General features: G+C 73.6%; 14 protein-coding genes. 3 read left to right on the top strand and 11 right to left on the bottom strand.

All coding sequences use genetic code 11. The features are described 5' to 3' along the window. Positions 1 to 23: 23 nt before the first annotated feature. The 3 genes from ACFYMO_RS05085 to ACFYMO_RS05075 form a co-directional block, all read right to left on the bottom strand. Positions 24 to 869: an endo alpha-1,4 polygalactosaminidase gene (locus ACFYMO_RS05085; protein WP_366770029.1), complete on the bottom strand. Its 846-nt coding sequence runs from the start codon at positions 867 to 869 to the stop codon at positions 24 to 26. A gap of 261 nt (positions 870 to 1,130) precedes the next feature. After that, positions 1,131 to 2,033, bottom strand: a complete 903-nt coding sequence (locus ACFYMO_RS05080; RefSeq protein WP_366770030.1) for a serine hydrolase — start codon at positions 2,031 to 2,033, stop codon at positions 1,131 to 1,133. After that, complete coding sequence (locus ACFYMO_RS05075; RefSeq protein ID WP_366770031.1) at positions 2,030 to 2,959, bottom strand: LysR family transcriptional regulator; 930 nt, start codon at positions 2,957 to 2,959, stop codon at positions 2,030 to 2,032. The genes ACFYMO_RS05080 and ACFYMO_RS05075 overlap by 4 nt, the downstream gene beginning before the upstream one ends. 187 nt (positions 2,960 to 3,146) lie before the next feature. Between ACFYMO_RS05075 and bla the strand changes: the two genes are divergently transcribed. After that, positions 3,147 to 4,064, top strand: a complete 918-nt coding sequence (gene bla, locus ACFYMO_RS05070) for a class A beta-lactamase (RefSeq protein ID WP_388544295.1) — start codon at positions 3,147 to 3,149, stop codon at positions 4,062 to 4,064. Between the two features lie 62 nt (positions 4,065 to 4,126). Here bla and ACFYMO_RS05065 read toward each other — a convergent pair whose 3' ends face one another. Both ACFYMO_RS05065 and ACFYMO_RS05060 read right to left on the bottom strand, forming a co-directional pair. Continuing rightward, the gene (locus ACFYMO_RS05065; RefSeq protein ID WP_388544293.1) at positions 4,127 to 5,611 is read right to left on the bottom strand and encodes an alanine/glycine:cation symporter family protein; all 1,485 of its coding nucleotides are present in this window, start codon (positions 5,609 to 5,611) and stop codon (positions 4,127 to 4,129) included. Positions 5,612 to 5,899: 288 nt separating this feature from the next. Further along, entirely contained in the window at positions 5,900 to 6,193 is a 294-nt protein-coding gene (locus ACFYMO_RS05060; protein ID WP_366770034.1) for a YciI family protein, read from the bottom strand. 24 nt (positions 6,194 to 6,217) lie between these two features. On the opposite strand from ACFYMO_RS05060, the gene ACFYMO_RS05055 reads away from it, so the two are divergent. Beyond that, complete coding sequence (locus tag ACFYMO_RS05055; protein ID WP_366770035.1) at positions 6,218 to 6,913, top strand: Crp/Fnr family transcriptional regulator; 696 nt, start codon at positions 6,218 to 6,220, stop codon at positions 6,911 to 6,913. Positions 6,914 to 6,947: 34 nt separating this feature from the next. Here ACFYMO_RS05055 and ACFYMO_RS05050 read toward each other — a convergent pair whose 3' ends face one another. Next, positions 6,948 to 9,200 carry a HelD family protein gene (locus ACFYMO_RS05050; RefSeq protein WP_388544635.1) on the bottom strand — a complete coding sequence of 751 codons (2,253 nt, stop codon included), beginning with the start codon at positions 9,198 to 9,200 and terminating at the stop codon, positions 6,948 to 6,950. Between the two features lie 262 nt (positions 9,201 to 9,462). Then, complete coding sequence (locus tag ACFYMO_RS05045) at positions 9,463 to 10,341, bottom strand: SAM-dependent methyltransferase (RefSeq protein WP_366770037.1); 879 nt, start codon at positions 10,339 to 10,341, stop codon at positions 9,463 to 9,465. Between the two features lie 425 nt (positions 10,342 to 10,766). Between ACFYMO_RS05045 and ACFYMO_RS05040 the strand changes: the two genes are divergently transcribed. Next, positions 10,767 to 12,119, top strand: coding sequence for an MFS transporter (locus ACFYMO_RS05040; RefSeq protein ID WP_366770038.1), 1,353 nt, complete (start codon positions 10,767 to 10,769; stop codon positions 12,117 to 12,119). A gap of 30 nt (positions 12,120 to 12,149) precedes the next feature. On the opposite strand, the gene ACFYMO_RS05035 is transcribed toward ACFYMO_RS05040, so the two are convergent. The 4 genes from ACFYMO_RS05035 to ACFYMO_RS05020 form a co-directional block, all read right to left on the bottom strand. Continuing rightward, positions 12,150 to 12,719 (bottom strand): GNAT family N-acetyltransferase, encoded by a 570-nt coding sequence (locus ACFYMO_RS05035; RefSeq protein WP_366770039.1) that lies wholly within the window; start codon positions 12,717 to 12,719, stop codon positions 12,150 to 12,152. Continuing rightward, the gene (locus ACFYMO_RS05030; protein WP_388544288.1) at positions 12,712 to 13,887 is read right to left on the bottom strand and encodes a cation diffusion facilitator family transporter; all 1,176 of its coding nucleotides are present in this window, start codon (positions 13,885 to 13,887) and stop codon (positions 12,712 to 12,714) included. Before ACFYMO_RS05030 ends, ACFYMO_RS05035 begins: the two co-directional genes overlap by 8 nt. Positions 13,888 to 14,258: 371 nt before the next feature. Further along, positions 14,259 to 15,176: an NADP-dependent oxidoreductase gene (locus tag ACFYMO_RS05025; RefSeq protein WP_366770156.1), complete on the bottom strand. Its 918-nt coding sequence runs from the start codon at positions 15,174 to 15,176 to the stop codon at positions 14,259 to 14,261. A gap of 170 nt (positions 15,177 to 15,346) precedes the next feature. Beyond that, the gene (locus tag ACFYMO_RS05020; protein ID WP_366770041.1) at positions 15,347 to 16,162 is read right to left on the bottom strand and encodes an SGNH/GDSL hydrolase family protein; all 816 of its coding nucleotides are present in this window, start codon (positions 16,160 to 16,162) and stop codon (positions 15,347 to 15,349) included. Between the last annotated feature and the right edge of the window lie 6 nt (positions 16,163 to 16,168).

The raw sequence follows: 16,168 nt of genomic DNA, 5'->3' as shown, positions 1-16,168 counted from the left end.
GCCCCGGTGCTGCTGGTGACCCGTCAGCAGGTCTCCCGGACGTAGCCGTCCTCGGCCGGGGTGCGGACGTCCAGGTCGCGGCGGACGATGCTGAGCCGGTCGCCCCAGCCCGCGCACGCGTCCGCCAGCCCGTCGGCGGTGTACTCGATCACGAACACCCGGTCGCCGAAGGCGTGCAGATAGCTGTCGCACTCGTCCCACTCGCCGCACTCCTCGGCGACGGCGAAGTCCAGGCCGTTCGCCTGGCGGGCTCCGGCCAGCTCGGCGGTGTTCTTCTGGCCGATGGCCAGGCCCCTGACGTGGGCGCGGTCGGAGAGCCTGCGGACGAGGTCCTGCGCCTGGGCCGCCGTCAGCAGGTCCTCGGAGCGCTGGTAGCTGTCGAAGTTGTCCGGCTCGACGGCCTGGAAGCCCTTGGCGGCGCAGGAGTCGATCCAGGCGCCGACCCGCTCGGCGATCCGCTCGCGTTTTCCGGCCGTCCGGAGGTCGAGGAGCGCCTCGCCCTCCCACTCGGCGTCGTACACGACCTCACCGGAGGCGTCGCGCAGCAGCAGGTCGGAGTCCCAGCTGTCCTCGGCGCCGGGCTGCGTCTGGAAGGCGTTGACGTAGCAGATGTTGTAGAGCCCCTCGGCGGGCTGCGCCGAGTGGTCCCGGCTGACCACACCGACGCCTTCGGGCGGCGCGTAGGGGCCGCCGATCTGGTAGTCGAATCCGGCGTGTGCCGGGGGAAGCGTGACGTCCCCGGCCGGGGAGGCGGGTCCGGTACCGGCGGCAGCCGGGGTGCTGTTCGCCTGCGCTGCCGCCAGCAGCAGGGCCGCCGCGGCCGCGGCGGCGGCGAGGGCCCGGTACGGACGTCGACGGTCGTGCTGCATCGTCGAACTCCAGGAGGTGGAGGGCACGTCCCCGCCTCGGACACACCGGGTCCTGGCGACTCAGTCCGGGCTCGCGGCGCACCGCATACCGGCTGGGCGTACCTCTGACGTCGAGTTCTCTCCTCCGACGTGCAACGGAGTAAACCGACCCCTGACACCTGGTGTCAAGAGCTCGAAGTTGCGCGAAACGGCGCCCGTACACGCATGTTCACGCAGTGCGCTGCCGACGGGGCCCGCTCGCCGCGCGGCTGCGGCAGGGTCTCAGCCGTGCCGCAGATGATCCCGCAGCTCGCGGGCGACCTGGGCCATCAGAGCCTCGGCACCGGGCTGGGCCGCCGCGGGTACCCGGGACTCGGTCAGGGCCGCGACGGCGAAGACGTCGCCGTCGTCGTGCTCGACCACCCCCACCTCGTGCCGGAGGTTGAGGAGAGTGCCCGTCTTGGACGCCCAGGTGGCCGCGTCGGAGCTGAAGTCCGGGGCGAGCCGTTGGCGCAGCACGTTGTCGGCCATCAGGGAGCGGATGCGTGCCGCGACGTGCGGGTCGACGGCCGAGGGGGTCCAGAAGGCCGCCAGCAGATCGGCGAAGGCCCGGGCCGTCCCGGAATTGGCGCGGGTCACATCGAGCTGCGGCAGCCGGTGGCCGTGCCCGCCGGTGCCGGCGCCGACGGCGAGGGAGTGGGCCAGGTGCACGTTCCGCGCCGGAAGGTGCTCCACGGGCGTGTCGGTCAGCTCGCCGAGGGCGTGCCGGATCGCGAGGCCCCGCACCCCCAGCGCACGCACCCGGGCGTCCACGTCACCGGGCGGGGTGAGGCCGAACAGTGCGTTGGCCGCGGCGTTGTCGCTCAGGGAGGTGCTGAGGTAGAGGAGGTCGTCGAGGGCGACGCGGGCCGGGTGCCGGAACCGGGTGAGCCCGGTGGGGCCGGGCCGGGTGGCGCGGCCCGGCTGCACGTCGAGCTGCTGGGCGCCGTCGAGTTCGCCGCCCCGGATGCGCTCCAGGGTCGCGAGGGCGAGGGGCAGCTTGACGAGGGAGGCGACGGGCAGCTCGATGTCCGGGTCGATGCCCGCCTCCCGTCCCGTCCGCAGGTCGCGCACGAGGAACGAGCCGGTCAGTCCGCCGTCGCGCAGGGCCTGGCGCAGCTCCCGCAGCAGATGGCCGTCCGTCATGCTCCGCTCTCCTCCCCGTGCTCGTGCTCGTCCTCGTGTTCGTGTTCGTCCGTCCGGGCCTCCGCGCCCAGGCACTGTGCGATCTGCTCGTCCAGGCGGGCGCCGAGCTGTTCGGCGTCGCTCTCCTCGGCGGCGAGGAGGCCGAAGGTCCGCTCCAGCGCGAGTTCGCCGAGGGGCCGCCAGTGCAGTCCGAACTCCCGGGCCTGCAGCGGCGAGCACAGCAGCAGGTCCTGCGAGGCGAAGACCTCGGCCGCCGCCTGGGTGAGCGTGGCGGCCACGGAGAGCTGCGCGGGGCGCAGCCCGACCGCGTCGCGCAGCCGGACCATCGGATCCCGGATGTGCGGTACGTCGTCCTCGGGCTGGAGCCAGACGCGGCGGGGCTGCGCCGAGTCGGTGCGCCGGAGCCGCAGCGTCTCCAGGTAACGGCGCCGGGCGCGCGGCCGGTCGAGGCCGGCGAGCCCGAGCGGCACGCCCCAGCGCGCCTGGTCCGGCGGCACCGCCACGAGCGCGGCACGCACCTGCTGGGAGCGGACGAGGTGCGGACGCGCCTCCGGGTCGGCGGTGCGCAGCTCCAGGGCGATGCGGTGGCCGCGGGCTGCCGCCGCGAGACGGGCGAGGGCGGGTGCCGGGCAGGTGTCGGGGACGGCGAGGCGGACGGGCCGGCGCCGCGCTGCCGCCGCCTCGTGCTGGAGCTCATCGGCCGCGAGCACCAGCCGCCGCGCCGCGGGAAGCAGTTCCCGTCCGAAGGGGGTCAGGCGTGTCCGGCGCGCACCGCGTTCGAACAGCAGCTCGTCGAAGTGCCGCTCCAGCGCGGCGACGCGGCGGCTGGCGACCGACTGCGACATGCGCGCCGCCGCCGCGCCCACCGTAAAACTGCCCCGCTCGCTGACGTGCACGAACGCACGGCAGGCGCCTACAAGATCCACGCATGCCACTCTATGCGGCTGCCGCAGTCATGCGGATCCTGCATCGAACGGCGCGATCCGGTCTTGGACCGCATGACCGGCGGGGCGGCAGGCTGCCTGCCGCGGCGGCGCACGCGTGGCCCGCCGTACCCGGGCCCTCACCGGCCCGGGGAATCAGGTTCCGGACAGTCGGAGGTATCGACCACCCATGCGCACGACCTCAGCCCGGCGCAGGACCCTCAGCGCCCTCGGTCCGCTCGCGCTCGTCCTGCCGCTGCTGGCCTGCGGCACCGACGACCGCGCGGAGTCCTCCGTCGAGCCCTCGGCCTCCCGGTCCGCGCGGCACGAGACCGCCGCGGCGTTCCGGAAGCTGGAGCACACGTACGACGCCCGGCTCGGCGTGCACGCCGTGGACACCGGCACCGGCCGGGAGATCTCCTTCCACGCGGGTGAGCGGTTCGCCTACGCCTCGACGCACAAGGCGTTCACCGCCGCCGCCATCCTGGACAAGCACTCGCTGAGCGGCCTCGACAAGGTGATCACGTACCGGAAGGAGGACCTGCTCCCCCACTCCCCCGTCACCCGCGAGCACGTCGAGGAGGGGATGACGTTGCGTGCGCTGTGCGCGGCGGCCCTGCGGTACAGCGACAACGCCGCGGACAACCTGCTGCTGCGCGAGCTGGGCGGACCCAAGGCGCTGGACGCCTTCCTCGAGAAGCTCGGCGACGACGTGACCGACGTGAACCGCTACGAACCGGAGCTGAACGAGGCCACCCCCGGTGACGACCGGGACACCACCACGCCGCGCGCCTGGACCGCCGACCTGCGCGCCGTCGCACTCGGTGACGGCCTGAGCAAAAAGGAGCGGGCCCAGCTCGACACCTGGATGCGGAACAGCCCCACCGGGAAGACCCTGATCCGGGCCGGGGTCCCCGAGAAGTGGACTGTCTCCGACAAGAGCGGAGGCGGGCGCTATGCCACCCGCTCCGACATCGCCGTCGTCCGCCCGCCCGGCAGGGCGCCACTCGTGGTCACCGTGATGTCCAAGCGCACGGAGCGGGACGCCGAGTACGACGACCGGCTGGTGGCCGACGCGGCCTCGGTCGTCGCCGACAAGCTGACCTGAACTGCTGCGGGGCCCCGCGGCGGGTCGTCCCACCGCGGGGCCCCGGACGGCGCCGGTGCGGCTCAGCGCTCCTCGGCGGAAGCCTTGGCGGTCTCCGCCGCTGCGGCGCGCTCGCCTTCCCAGCACTCGATCTCGCCGGGGAGCTCCGGCAGCCGGTCCCGGACGAACGTCGGGTCCAGGCCCTGGCGGCGCTGGGCGCGGTAGTCGTCCAGCAGCTTCCACGCGATGGCCGACAGCGGCAGGATCGCCACCAGGTTGACCAGCGCCATACTGCCCATGAAGACGTCCGCGAGGTTCCAGACCACGTCGACCGAGCCGAGCGCGCCCGCGAACACGGCGCCCAGCACCAGGACGCGGAAGCCGGGCAGCACCCAGCGGCGGCCCTTGGCGCCCGTCATGAACTGGAGGTTGGACTCGCCGTAGTAGTAGTTGCCGATCAGGGTGGAGAAGGCGAGCAGGAAGACGACCAGCGTCAGCACGTGCCCGGCCCAGCCGCCGAGGGAGTCCTCCAGAGCGGACTGCGTCAGGTCCGCACCGCCGCGCTCGGAGAGCGAGGGGTTGGTGGTGAGGATGACGAAGGCGGTCATCGAGCAGATCAGCAGCGTGTCGAAGAAGACCCCGAGGGTCTGCACCAGCCCCTGCTTGACGGGGTGCGAGACCTCGGCCGTCGCGGCGGCGTTGGGCGCCGAGCCCAGGCCGGCCTCGTTGGAGAACATGCCGCGCCGGATGCCCTGCTGGATCGCCGCACCGATCGCGCCGCCGGCGACCTCGCGGAAGCCGAAGGCACCGCCCACGATGTCCGCGAAGACCCGCGGCACGTCGGAGATGTTGAGGATCACCACCGCGAGCCCCAGCAGCAGGTAGATCACGGCCATCACGGGCACGACGAGCTGGGTGACCGTCGCGATCCGCCGGACGCCGCCGAAGATCACCAGGCCCAGCAGCACCATGACGGCGATGCCGGCGCCGGCCGCGGGGAAGTCGTCGCCGAAGGAGCCCTTGGTGACCGAGGCGATGGTGTTGGACTGCACCGCGTTGAAGACGAAGCTGAAGGTCAGCGTGATGACGACCGCGAAGACCACACCCAGCCAGCGCTTGTTGAGGCCGCGCTGCATGTAGTAGGCGGGACCGCCCCGGTAGGTGCCGGACGCGTTGCCGTCCTTGTCCCGGTTGCGCACCTTGTACAGCTGCGCCAGAGACGCCTCCACGAACGCGGACGAGGCGCCCAGCAGCGCCATCACCCACATCCAGAAGACCGCGCCGGCCCCGCCCGCGGTGATGGCCGCGGCCACACCCGCGACGTTGCCGGTGCCCACCCGGGCCGCGGCGGAGATGGTGAAGGCCCCGAACGACGACACCTGCTTGCGGCCGTCCGGCCCCGGCTGCGCCTTGTCGCCGAGCACCCGCACCATCTCGGGCAGCAGCCGCAGCTGCACCCCGCGGGACCGGAGCGTGAAGTACAGGGCGGCACCTACCACCAGGGGAATGAGGAGATAGGTCCAGAAGACGTCGTTGACGTCGAGGATGAGGGAGTTGAGCGAATCCACGCGGCGTCCTCGGGAAGATCACGGTCGGTGCACGGGGCGCCGACCGGGGGGACAAGTTCCGTAAAAATCTTCCGTAGCGTACTTGTCACTCCGGACAGCCCGCAGCGCTCCACGGTGTGCCCTGCCTCACACCCCGTGCCGGAGGGCTTGCGCACCCTGCGGCACAGCGGTAATCGAGCACCGGCGAGATCCGGGTCACGCGGCGGGTGCACGTCCGGGGTGCACGTCCGAGGCACCCGGCGGGTGTGCGGTGCCGCGCCGCGTGCACGCACCGGCACGGCGAGGGCGTCACTCCACGGGCCCGCCCCCCGCTCCCGGCGCGGCCGGCCCGACGACCGGCGCCCATGCGCGGACGCTCACCACCCGGACTCCCGGTGTGCGGTAGTACGGATCGGCGGACAGGACGGCGTCCAGTTCGCGGCGGGACACATCGAGGATCAGGGCCGCGCCGCTGTCGTCCGTCCAGGGGCCGGCGGCCACGAGCTTGCCCCGTGCGTGCAGGTCGGCGAGCTGCTCCCGGTGCGCCGGACGGGCCGCGAGGCGCTCGGGGTCATCGGTGAAGGCGAGTTCGAGAATCAACATGCCGCGGACGGTACGGTCGCAGGCGTGACCAGGTCTGTATCAACTGCTGCAGCCGAGCAGTGGCGTTCGTTGGCGCATGTGCCCCTGCTGGCCACCCTCCCGGACGATGCCCTGCGGCGGGTGTGGCGCGACTCCCTTCCGCAGGCGGCAGCCGCCGGAACGGCGCTGGGTCGGACCGGCGACCCCGCCGCCCACCTCCTGCTGCTGCTCCGGGGCCGGGTGGCCGCCGCCACGACGACGCGGTCGGGCCGCGTGGTCCGCTTCGGGGAGTGGGCGGCGCCCTGCGCACTGGACAAGGTGGCCGTCATCGACGGAGCGGGGCACACCGCCACCTTCACCGCGCTCGCCCCCTGCGCCCTGCGGCGCCTGCCGCGGGCGCGGTTCCTCGCACTGGTCGACGGCACGGCGCAGGTACGCACCCATGTGCTGCGCGTGCTCGCCGACGACGCCAGGCGGCAGCAACAACGGCTGATCGCGGCGGCCACGCTGCCCGCGGAGGCCCGGGTGGCGGCCTGGCTGCTGGAGCAGGCCGCAGCAGCGCCGGGCACGCGCGTAGCGCTGCCCGGCGGCCAGCAGGCACTGGCCGACCTGCTGGGCGTGACCCGCGTCACCGTGAACCGTGCGCTGGCCCGCCTGAGGCGGGACGGGCTGCTCGAGATCCGGGGCAGCACCCTCGTCCTTCTCGCGCCGGAGCTGCTCGCGCTCCGCGCCCGGGGGTGAGGGGCTCAGCCCCGGCGCGACCCGGGCGCCGGGATCAGGCCGGGCCCGCCGCGTCCTCGCCGTCCAGCACCTCGGCCAGCGGCGCGGGCAGGGGTGCCGCGTGCAGCAGGCCGAGGCTCTGCGTCACCCGGGTCAGCGCGACGTACAGATCGCTGGTGCCGAACTCGCCGGGCTCGACCACCAGCACCCGGTCGAACTCCAGACCCTTGGCCTGCCGGGGGGCGAGCAGCACCAGATGCCGGGTGAGGTCGGGCTCACCGCCCGCGACGACCCCGGGCAGCCGGGCGGCGAGCGCCTCGTGCAGGCGACCGGGGGCGATCACCGCGAGGCGCCCCTCCTCGGGGATCCGCGCTGCCGCCGACTCGGCGACCGCCGCGGGCAGGTCCTCGTCTCGCACCTGCCGGGCCCAGGGACGGGTGCCCGTGGAGCGGACGGAGGAAGGCGGTGCGAATCCGGGGTGCCGGGCGCGTACGACGGCGGCCGCGAGCTCCATGATCTCGGCCGGGGTACGGTAGTTGACTCCGAGTCGGGTGTGCTCCCAGCGGTCCCCGACATAGGGGCGGAGGATCCCGTCCCACGAGCCGACGCCGGCCTCCTCCCCGGTCTGCACCGGGTCGCCGACCAGAGTCATGGAGCGGGTCGGGCAGCGGCGCATCAGCAGCCGCCAGGCCATCGGTGAGAGCTCCTGCGCCTCGTCCACGACGATGTGCCCGAAGGCCCAGGTGCGGTCGGCGGCGGCGCGCTCCGCGGCCGTGCGGTGGTCGGCCTCCTCGTGGCGTTCGGCCATCCGCTCGGCGTCGACGATGTCGTGCGCGCCGAGGATCTCCGACTCGGCGTCCTCGAACTCGTACGACTCCGAACCGCGGGCGACCTCCAGCACTCCCTCCGCGTAGGCGATGCGCTCCTGGCGTTCGGCCTCGGCCGCCGCCCGCTGCGCGCTGTCGTCCACGCCCAGCAGCTCGGCGGCCTCGTCGAGCAGCGGCACATCCGCGGCGGTCCAGTCCGCCGGCTTGGTGACCGGGCGGCGGATCGCCTCCGCGTCGCGCTCGTCCAAGTGCACGGGGTCGGCCAGGTAGTCGGCGACGAACCCCTCGGGGGTCAGCTCGGGCCACAGGTCCGTGATCGCCGCGTGCACGTCCGGGTTGGCGGCGATCGCCTTGCCGAGCTGCGCTACGTCGTCGGCGCCCAGCAGGTTGGGGCCGCCGTAGGGGTCGGTGCCGATCCGTTCGACGAGTTGCGCGGTGAGCGCGTCCAGCATCCGGAAGGCGAAGTGCGGGCGGGCCAGGTTGTGCGGGAGCCGGGTGGCACGGGCGGCCTCCCGGGCCTCGTCGGCCAGATGCCAGTCGACGACCAGGTCGCCGTCGTCGTGCGGCACGACGAGCGGCTCGCCCGGTTCGGGCACCTGCTGCCGGTCGCGGACGGCGAGCCGCAGGGCCTCCGCCATCTCCTCGCTGCCCTTGACCACGGCGGCGCGCGGGGTGTCGGTGCCGTGTGCGGTCAGGCCGGGGTAGAGCTCGGCGAGGGTGGACAGCAGCACGCCGGTCTCGCCGAGCGAGGGCAGCACCTCGCCGATGTAGGCGAGGAACGCCGGGTTGGGGCCGACGATCAGCACGGCTCGCCTGGCGAGCGACTCGCGGTGCTCGTAGAGCAGGAACGCGGCCCGGTGCAGCGCGACGGCGGTCTTTCCGGTGCCGGGACCGCCTTCGACGACCAGCACGCCGCGGTGCGGTGCCCGGATGATGCGGTCCTGCTCGGCCTGGATGGTGCGCACGATGTCGTTCATCCGGCCGGTGCGGGCCGCGTCGAGCGAGGCGAGCAGGACGGCGTCGCCGGTGGGGTCCTCGTGGCCGGTGCGCTCCTCGTCCCCGAGGTCGAGCAGTTCGTCGTGGATCTCGGTGACGGTGCGGCCCCGGGTGGTGAGGTGCCGCCGCCTGCGCAGGCCCATGGTGGTGTGGCCGGTGGCGAGGTAGAAGGGGCGGGCCACCGGGGCGCGCCAGTCGATGAGGACCGGTGTGCGTTCGGTGTCGTCCTCGCGGATGCCGATGCGGCCGATGTGGTGAGACACCCCGTCGGTGCGGTCGATCCGGCCGAAGCACAGGGAACCGTCCACGGCGTTCAGCGCGGCCAGCAGCCCGGAGCGCTCCGCGACCCGCACGTCCCGCTCGACACGGGCCTGCTGGGTGCTGCCCTCCGGCTGCTGCGCCTCCCGGACCGCCGAGGCGGTCCGCCCGCGCAGTGCGTCGCACCGCGCGTAGAGGCGGTCGAGGTATTCCTGCTCGTGCTGCAGCTCCGCACTTCCCCGGTTTGACAAAACGGCTCCCTGCCCGGTAATCTCATTCTTGGTCGGCAGCCCTCCACGGAGGGCTTTTTCTGTGTGCACACACAGAAATTCGGAGCTTAACCAAGAAGACCCCCGGCCCGCAACGCGGTACCGGGGATCCGCGGTCACCGCGCACCCGGCGGTGAAGTGGCGCCCGGGGACCGGTCCTGACCCGGCGCCGGGGGTGCCCTCGTGCGGGGCGGCGCCCGATTCCGGCGCGGCGGCGCGTTCAGGGACGGCGGGCGAAGACGTGCCGTATCTTCTCCGCCGCCGGCGGGGCGGGGTCCAGCGGACGGCCGTGTCGGCGGGCGGACTCGTGTGCCGAGCGGCTCTCGTACTGCCAGCCGAGCGAGGAGAGTTGCTCCGGCAGACCGCGCCGCTCCCCTCCGGGCAGCAGCGCGGGCAGGTCGACGCCCAGTTCGGTGCCGCCGTCGCGCAGCAGCGCGTCGCTCAGCTCGGCACCCACATCGAGGATGTACTCGACGGCGACGCGGCTGCCGGGGGCGGAGAGCCGGTCGATCTCCTTGAACAGCCGCTCCTCGGCGTCGGGCGGCAGATACGGCAGCAGCCCTTCGGCCAGCCACACGGTGGGCCGCGACGCCCGGAACCCCGCGCCGTCCAGTGCGGTGGCCCAGTCGTCGCGCAGATCCACCGGCACCGGGGTGTGCGGGCAGCCCGCCGGCGCACCCTCCTGCGCCAGGACGGCCTGTTTGAAGTCGAGCACCAGGGGCTGGTCCAGTTCGAAGCAGCGGGTGCCCTCGGGCCACTCCAGCCGGTAGGGCCGGGTGTCGAGGCCGGAGGCGAGGATGACGACCTGGTGTACGCCCTCGCGCGCGGCCTCGAGGAGGAAGTCGTCGAAGACCCGGGAGCGCACGCCCAGATAGGCGTTCATCAGCGTCCACAGTTCCTCGGGCCCCGCCCGCTCCCGCAGTTCCTCGGGCGTGAGCGGAAACGGCACGGTGGAGGGCGCGGCCCGCACGAAGGCGGCCGCGTAGGGATCGGCGATCAGCGCGTCGGTACGGGCGGTCTCGACCGCCCGCCCGGCAGCGACCGCCAGGGCCGTCACGCCCACGCCGGAGACGATGTCCCACTGCTGATCCGCCGTCACGGAGGTACCTCCTACGCCCGTAAGAGCTCTTCGGTCTGCCTGTTCGCACAGCCGCATCGGTGTGCGCCTGCGCGGGACGCTACAAGGTGGTAGCCACAGGCAACCAGTGTGTGACGGCGGTCACGGCTCATCTCGGCCACCGTGGCGCCGCACCGGTGCGCGGCTTCCGGGCACGGCGACGGGTACCGGGAACCGCCGGATATCCGCCTGGCTCGGTCGCCCCCGTCACCCCCCGGTTGACCGCGGCACGAGGTGCGCATAACGTGCTCGGCGCATGCGGCCCGGCCCACCCCGCACGGGTGTCCGAGCCGCGACCGTAAGCGTTAACGTCAACCAACGCGTCTCTTCTGCCTGCTCGAACGGCCGAGGTGGCGCGACGGCGTACGCCGGACGGGGCCCCACCGGCCGAGAACGGAGAACGGCCGGTGCCCACCGAACCACCCCGTCAGGACGACCCGCACACCGGGCCCGCGGCCACGGGCGGGCCACCCGCGCCGGAACCCGTCCCCGAAGCGGAACCGGAGCGCGGCAGCGGACTGCGGCGGCTGCGCCGGTTCGCGGTCGACACGACGCCGCTGCGCACGGCCCCCTTCCGGCGCCTGTGGTCCTCGACGGTGGTCACCGCGATCGGCAGCCAGCTCACGGCGGTCGCCGTGCCTTTGCAGATCTACGACGACACCGGCTCCTCGGCGCTCGTCGGACTGGCGGGCGGAGCCGCACTCGTGCCGCTGGTCGTCTTCGCCCTGTGGGGCGGTGCGGTGGCCGACCTGATGGACCGCCGCAGGCTGTTGCTGCTGAGCAACGCCGGTATCGCGGTGACCTCGCTGTTGTTCTGGGCCCAGGCCGCCGCCGGGATACGGTCGGTCACCGTGCTGCTGGTGCTGCTGGCCGTGCAGCAGGCGCTGTTCGGGATCAACCAGCCGACCCGGACGGCCTCGGTGGCCCGCCTGGTGCCCGCCGGACAGCTCCCGGCCGCGACCGCCCTCACCTCCACCGTGGCCCAGTTCGGACAGATCGTCGGGCCGCTGCTGGCCGGTGCGCTGGTGCCGGTGCTGGGCCTGCCGACGCTGTACCTGTGCGACTCGCTGGCCCTCCTGGTGACGCTGTGGGCGGTCTGGCGGCTTCCTCCGCTGCCGCCGCTCAAAGCCGTGGCCCGGCGGGCCGGGCTCGCCGACATCGTCGACGGCTTCCGGTACCTGGTGCGGATGCGGCTGCTGCTCGTGTCGTTCCTGGCGGACGTCATCGCCATGGTGCTGGGGATGCCCCGCGCGCTCTTCCCACAGATGGCGCAACTCGACTTCGGCGGCGCGGAGGGAGGCGGCACCGCGCTCGGGGTGCTGTACGCGGCCATCCCGGTGGGAGCGCTGCTGTGCGGCCTGCTGTCGGGTCTCTACTCGCGGGTGAACCGGCACGGTGTGATGGTCCTGCTCGCGGTCGCGGTGTGGGGGTTGTCGATCACCGGGTTCGGACTGTCCGGCCCGCTGTGGCTGGCCGGAGCGGCACTCGCCGTGGCGGGCGCGGCCGACATGGTGTCCATGGTCTTCCGGGGCGCCATCCTGCAGTCCGCGGCGACCGACGAGATGCGGGGACGGATGCAGGGCGTCTTCACGGTGGTGGTCGCCGGCGGGCCGCGCCTCGCCGATCTGCTGCACGGCACCGCGGGGGCGGCGGCCGGGACCCGCACCACCGTCGTCGCCGGGGGCCTGTCGGTGGTGGCCGCCACCGTGCTGCTGGCCGTCGCGGTCCCCGCATTCCGGCGGTACACCGCGGACCGATAGCGCCGCGGGCCCAGGGGGTTGCGGCGGGGGCTACAGCGGGGAGAGGTGCATCAGGATCTCGTCCCGGTCGTCCCCGGGGGCGAGCCGCAGGGCGCCCGGCCAGCGGCCGATCTCCCGCCACCCGAGGCGTCCGTAGAAGTCCTCCAGTCCGACCCCGGCGCGGGCGGCGAGCCGGAGCTGCTCCAGCCCCATCTCCTCGCGGGCGACCCGGCGCGCCTCCTGTACCAGGGCCGTGCCATAGCCCTGCCCCTGCACCTTCGGATGGGTCTGCACATGGTGCAGCGTCCCCCAGTGCGCGATCAGTTCGAACCGGTCACGCCGCAGATTGAGCCACCCCACCAGCTCGCCGCCCCGGACGGCGGTCAGCAGCCGGCAGCTGTCCGGGGCCAGCGCGTCGAGGATCCGCTCCAGTGCCGGCACGGTCTCGGAACGGTCGACCGGCGGAAAGGGGAAGCCCGCGGCTCCCCCGGCGTTGCTGACGTCCGTCCAGCATCCGGCGAGCGCCTCGCGCGTCGCGGGGCCGACCTGCTCCCGGGCGGTGAACTGCTCGAAGACCGGGGCGCCGCGGGCGGGGTCCGGGGGCGTCGGTTCCTCAGGCACGTGCGGATTCCTTCCCCGCCGGGGCCCGGCGGTGGGTGTGATGGGCGAGTTCGGCGTGCGGATCGTCGCCGAGCAGCGGGGTGTGGTCGATGTGCACAGTGGCGGCCGAGAGCCGGGGCACCGCGTGGATCAGGGCATGCTCGGCCCGCACTGCCAGGCGGTGTGCGCTCACGATCGTCAGATCCGCGTCGACGACGATATCGGCCTCGGCACGCAGCACATGACCGATCCAGCGCATCCGCACCTGCCCCGCGTCGCGGACCCCGGGCACCGTGCGCAGCGCCGCCTCGGCGGCGGCGACATGCGCGGGATCGACGGAGTCCATCAGCCGGCGGTAGACCTCGCGGGCGGCGTCCCGCAGCACGACCAGGATGCCGGCCGTGATCAGCAGGCCGACCAGGGGATCGGCCGCCTGCCATCCGACGGCGGCACCCCCCGCGCCCAGCAGTACGGCCAGCGAGGTCAGGCCGTCGGCACGGGCGTGCAGTCCGTCCGCGACCAGTGCGGCCGAACCGATCCGGCGTCCGGTGCGGATGCGGTAGCGGGCGACCCACTCGTTTCCGACGCAGCCCACCAGCGCCGCCGCGGCCACCGCCCACAGGTGGCTGACCTCGCGGGGGTCGAGCAGCCGGTCCACCGCCGTCCACGCGGCCAGCACGGCCGACGCCGCGATCGTGAGGACGATGGCGACGCCCGCGAGATCCTCGGCCCGGCCGTAGCCGTAGGTGTAGCGCCGGTTGGCCGCCCGCCGCCCCAGGACGAAGGCGATCCCGAGCGGCACCGCGGTCAGCGTGTCGGCGGCGTTGTGGAGTGTGTCGCCGAGCAGCGCCACCGACCCGGACAGGACCACGATCACCGCCTGGACGACGGCGGTCGCCCCGAGGACGGCGAGGGAGATCCACAGAGCGCGCATCCCGTCCCGGGAGGTCTCCAGCGCCGCGTCGACCTTGTCCGCCGCTTCGTGGCTGTGCGGGGTGAGCAGATGGGTCCAGCGGCGACGCAGCCGGACCGCGCGGGAGACGGCCGGTGAGTGCCGGGACCCGGCGCCGGGTCCGGTGTGGTCTCCGTGGCCGTGCCCGCGGGAGCCGTGCCCGTGCCGGTGGTGAGGTCCGCCGGGTCCGGGTCCGTGGTGGTGGTCGTGCGCGCGGTCGTGCTCTCGCCCCTCCATGAGGGCCACCGTGGCACACGGAACCGATTGCGGCTATTGCCGTCCTACCGTCCCCGACCAGGTGCGAGCGCCGCGCAATTGACCACGGGGAGCAGGTGCGGGAGCCAGATCCCGGCCGATGCGCGTGCCCCGCCCCGGAACGACCGCGGGGCCGCCCTCCGCGCGTGGTTCCCGTCCGGGCGGCGGTGGACGTCGCCGAGCATGTCGGAGACGGGGACGAGGACGAGGACGCGGCCGGCGCCGGTGTCCCTGCCGTGACCGAGCCCGGCCGGGGCCGCCGGGAACACCGGCGGCCCCGGGTGACAGGCGACCCGAGGGGGACACCTGCCACCCGACCGCGTCCCGGAAGAGAGACGCCGAGGCGTACGGCGTCACGGCGTCACGATGATCTTCCCGTGCACATGGCCCGACCGGCTGAGCTCGAACGCGTCGGCCAGCCGGGCGAGCGGGAACACGTCGGCCACCCGCACGGACAGCCGGCCCTCGTCGGCCCATCCGGCCAGGACCGTCAGATCGTCGCCGCTGGGGCGTACCCACATCCACTGGCCGCCCTTCTCCACCACGGTGTTGTCCGCGATGGAGGCGTGCCTGCCGCCGTCGGCCAGGACTTCCAGCGTGGTGTCCAGGACGCCGCCGACGAAGTCGGCGACCACGTCCGCGCCTTCCGGCGCGATGGCCCTGATCCGCTCGGTGAGTCCGTCGCCGTAGGCGACCGGCTCGGCGCCGAGCTTGCGCAGCCGGTCGTGGTTGGCGGGAGAGGCCGTACCGATGACGCGGGCGCCGAGCGCGAGGGCGATCTGCACCCCGAACGAACCCACTCCCCCGGCCGCGTTGTGGATCAGCACCGTCTCGCCCTCGCGGGTGCCGAGCCGGGTGAGTGCCTGATACGCCGTGAGCCCGGCCAGCGGCAGTCCCGCCGCCTGCTGCCAGGACAGCGTGCTCGGGCGGCGGGCCAGGCACCGCACCGGCACGGTGACGAACTCGGCGAAGGTGCCGCCGTGCACGTAGTCCTTGCGTGCGTAGGCCATCACCTCGTCACCCGCGGAGAACTCGGGCACGTCGATGCCGACCCGCTCGACGACACCCGCGACGTCCCAGCCCGGCACGACGGGGAAGACGGTGTCCATCACGTCCTGGAGGCCGCCCCCCATGATCTTCCAGTCCACGGGGTTGACCGCCGCGCAGCGCACCCGGACCAGCACCTCCCCCGGCCCGACCTTGGGCAGCGGCTGCCGGGTGGCGGACAGCACCTCCGGACCGCCGAACCGGTCGTAGGTCATCGCATGCATCGTCTCGGCGTCGGAGTCGCCGTTGGTCATGGTCACCGCTCCCTTTCGCTCGTTCCCGGTGGGTACGGGTGCGTACCGGATCACAGGAGTACCCGGTGTCCCGTATTCCACTTCTGACCCGGCACGCTGCTCCGCACACCCACCGCTCCCCCGCCGCAGCCGGGCGCGGACTACCGGTCCGGGGTGCGCAACGGGAGAAGGTCGGGACGCTTGGCCTGAACATGATCGCCGGAGGACTCGCCGCGCAGCCGGCGCCCGATCCACGGCAGCAGGTACTGGCGGGCCCAGTAGAGGTCGTCCCGCCGTGAACCGGGCACGGCAGCGGCCTCCGGCCAGGGCGCGTCGGAGCGGCTGGAGGGGCTGCGTCCCAGCACTTCGGCGCACCGCGCGGCGACCCGCCGGTGCCCCTCGGGGGACAGGTGCAGCCGGTCCTCGTCCCACGCCCTGCGGTCCTGGACCGCCCGCAGCGACCACAGGTCGAGCACCGGGCAGCCGTGCCGGTCGGCGATCGCGCGCAGGTGGCCGTTGTACGTCGCGATCCTGCCGCGCAGATGGCGCAGCAGCGGGAACTCGCGGGTGTCGAAGCCCGTGCAGACCACCACGGTGCCGACGGACGGGAGGAGGCCGGTCAGCGCGGACTCGTACCGGGCGGCGAGGACGTCGGGGTCGGAGCCGGGACGCAGGACGTCGTTCCCTCCCGCGCAGAACGTCACCAGGTCGGGGGCGAGTTCCGCCGCCCGGGGCACCTGCTCGGCGACGATCTGGTCGAGCAGCCGGCCGCGCACGGCCAGGTTGGCGTAGCGGAAGGCGCCCGGGTCCCGTTCGGCCAGGAGCGCGGCGAGCCGGTCGGCCCAGCCGACGAAGACTCCGTCGCTCCCCGGGTCGCCGACCCCTTCGGTGAAACTGTCCCCGATCGCCGCGTAGGAGGTGATAGGGGGTGCCGTATCCGATGACCACTTTCCTGCCGCACCTGTCACGATATGCATTTCATC

The sequence above is a fragment of the Streptomyces sp. NPDC007025 genome (assembly GCF_042869455.1).
Lineage (GTDB): Bacteria > Actinomycetota > Actinomycetes > Streptomycetales > Streptomycetaceae > Streptomyces.
The sequence above is the reverse complement of the archived record's forward strand: the minus strand, read 5'-3'. Positions and strand labels throughout refer to the sequence as shown.

What these genes read in the sequence shown, in the direction of transcription:
- ACFYMO_RS05025 (WP_366770156.1), bottom strand. Translation starts at nt 15,176, where the DNA reads ATGCATGCGATGACCTACGACCGGTTCGGCGGTCCGGAGGTGCTGTCC.
- ACFYMO_RS05085 (WP_366770029.1), bottom strand. Translation starts at nt 869, where the DNA reads ATGCAGCACGACCGTCGACGTCCGTACCGGGCCCTCGCCGCCGCCGCG.
- ACFYMO_RS05030 (WP_388544288.1), bottom strand. Translation starts at nt 13,887, where the DNA reads ATGGAGGGGCGAGAGCACGACCGCGCGCACGACCACCACCACGGACCC.
- ACFYMO_RS05080 (WP_366770030.1), bottom strand. Translation starts at nt 2,033, where the DNA reads ATGACGGACGGCCATCTGCTGCGGGAGCTGCGCCAGGCCCTGCGCGAC.
- ACFYMO_RS05060 (WP_366770034.1), bottom strand. Translation starts at nt 6,193, where the DNA reads ATGTTGATTCTCGAACTCGCCTTCACCGATGACCCCGAGCGCCTCGCG.
- bla (WP_388544295.1), top strand. Translation starts at nt 3,147, where the DNA reads ATGCGCACGACCTCAGCCCGGCGCAGGACCCTCAGCGCCCTCGGTCCG.
- ACFYMO_RS05020 (WP_366770041.1), bottom strand. Translation starts at nt 16,162, where the DNA reads ATGCATATCGTGACAGGTGCGGCAGGAAAGTGGTCATCGGATACGGCA.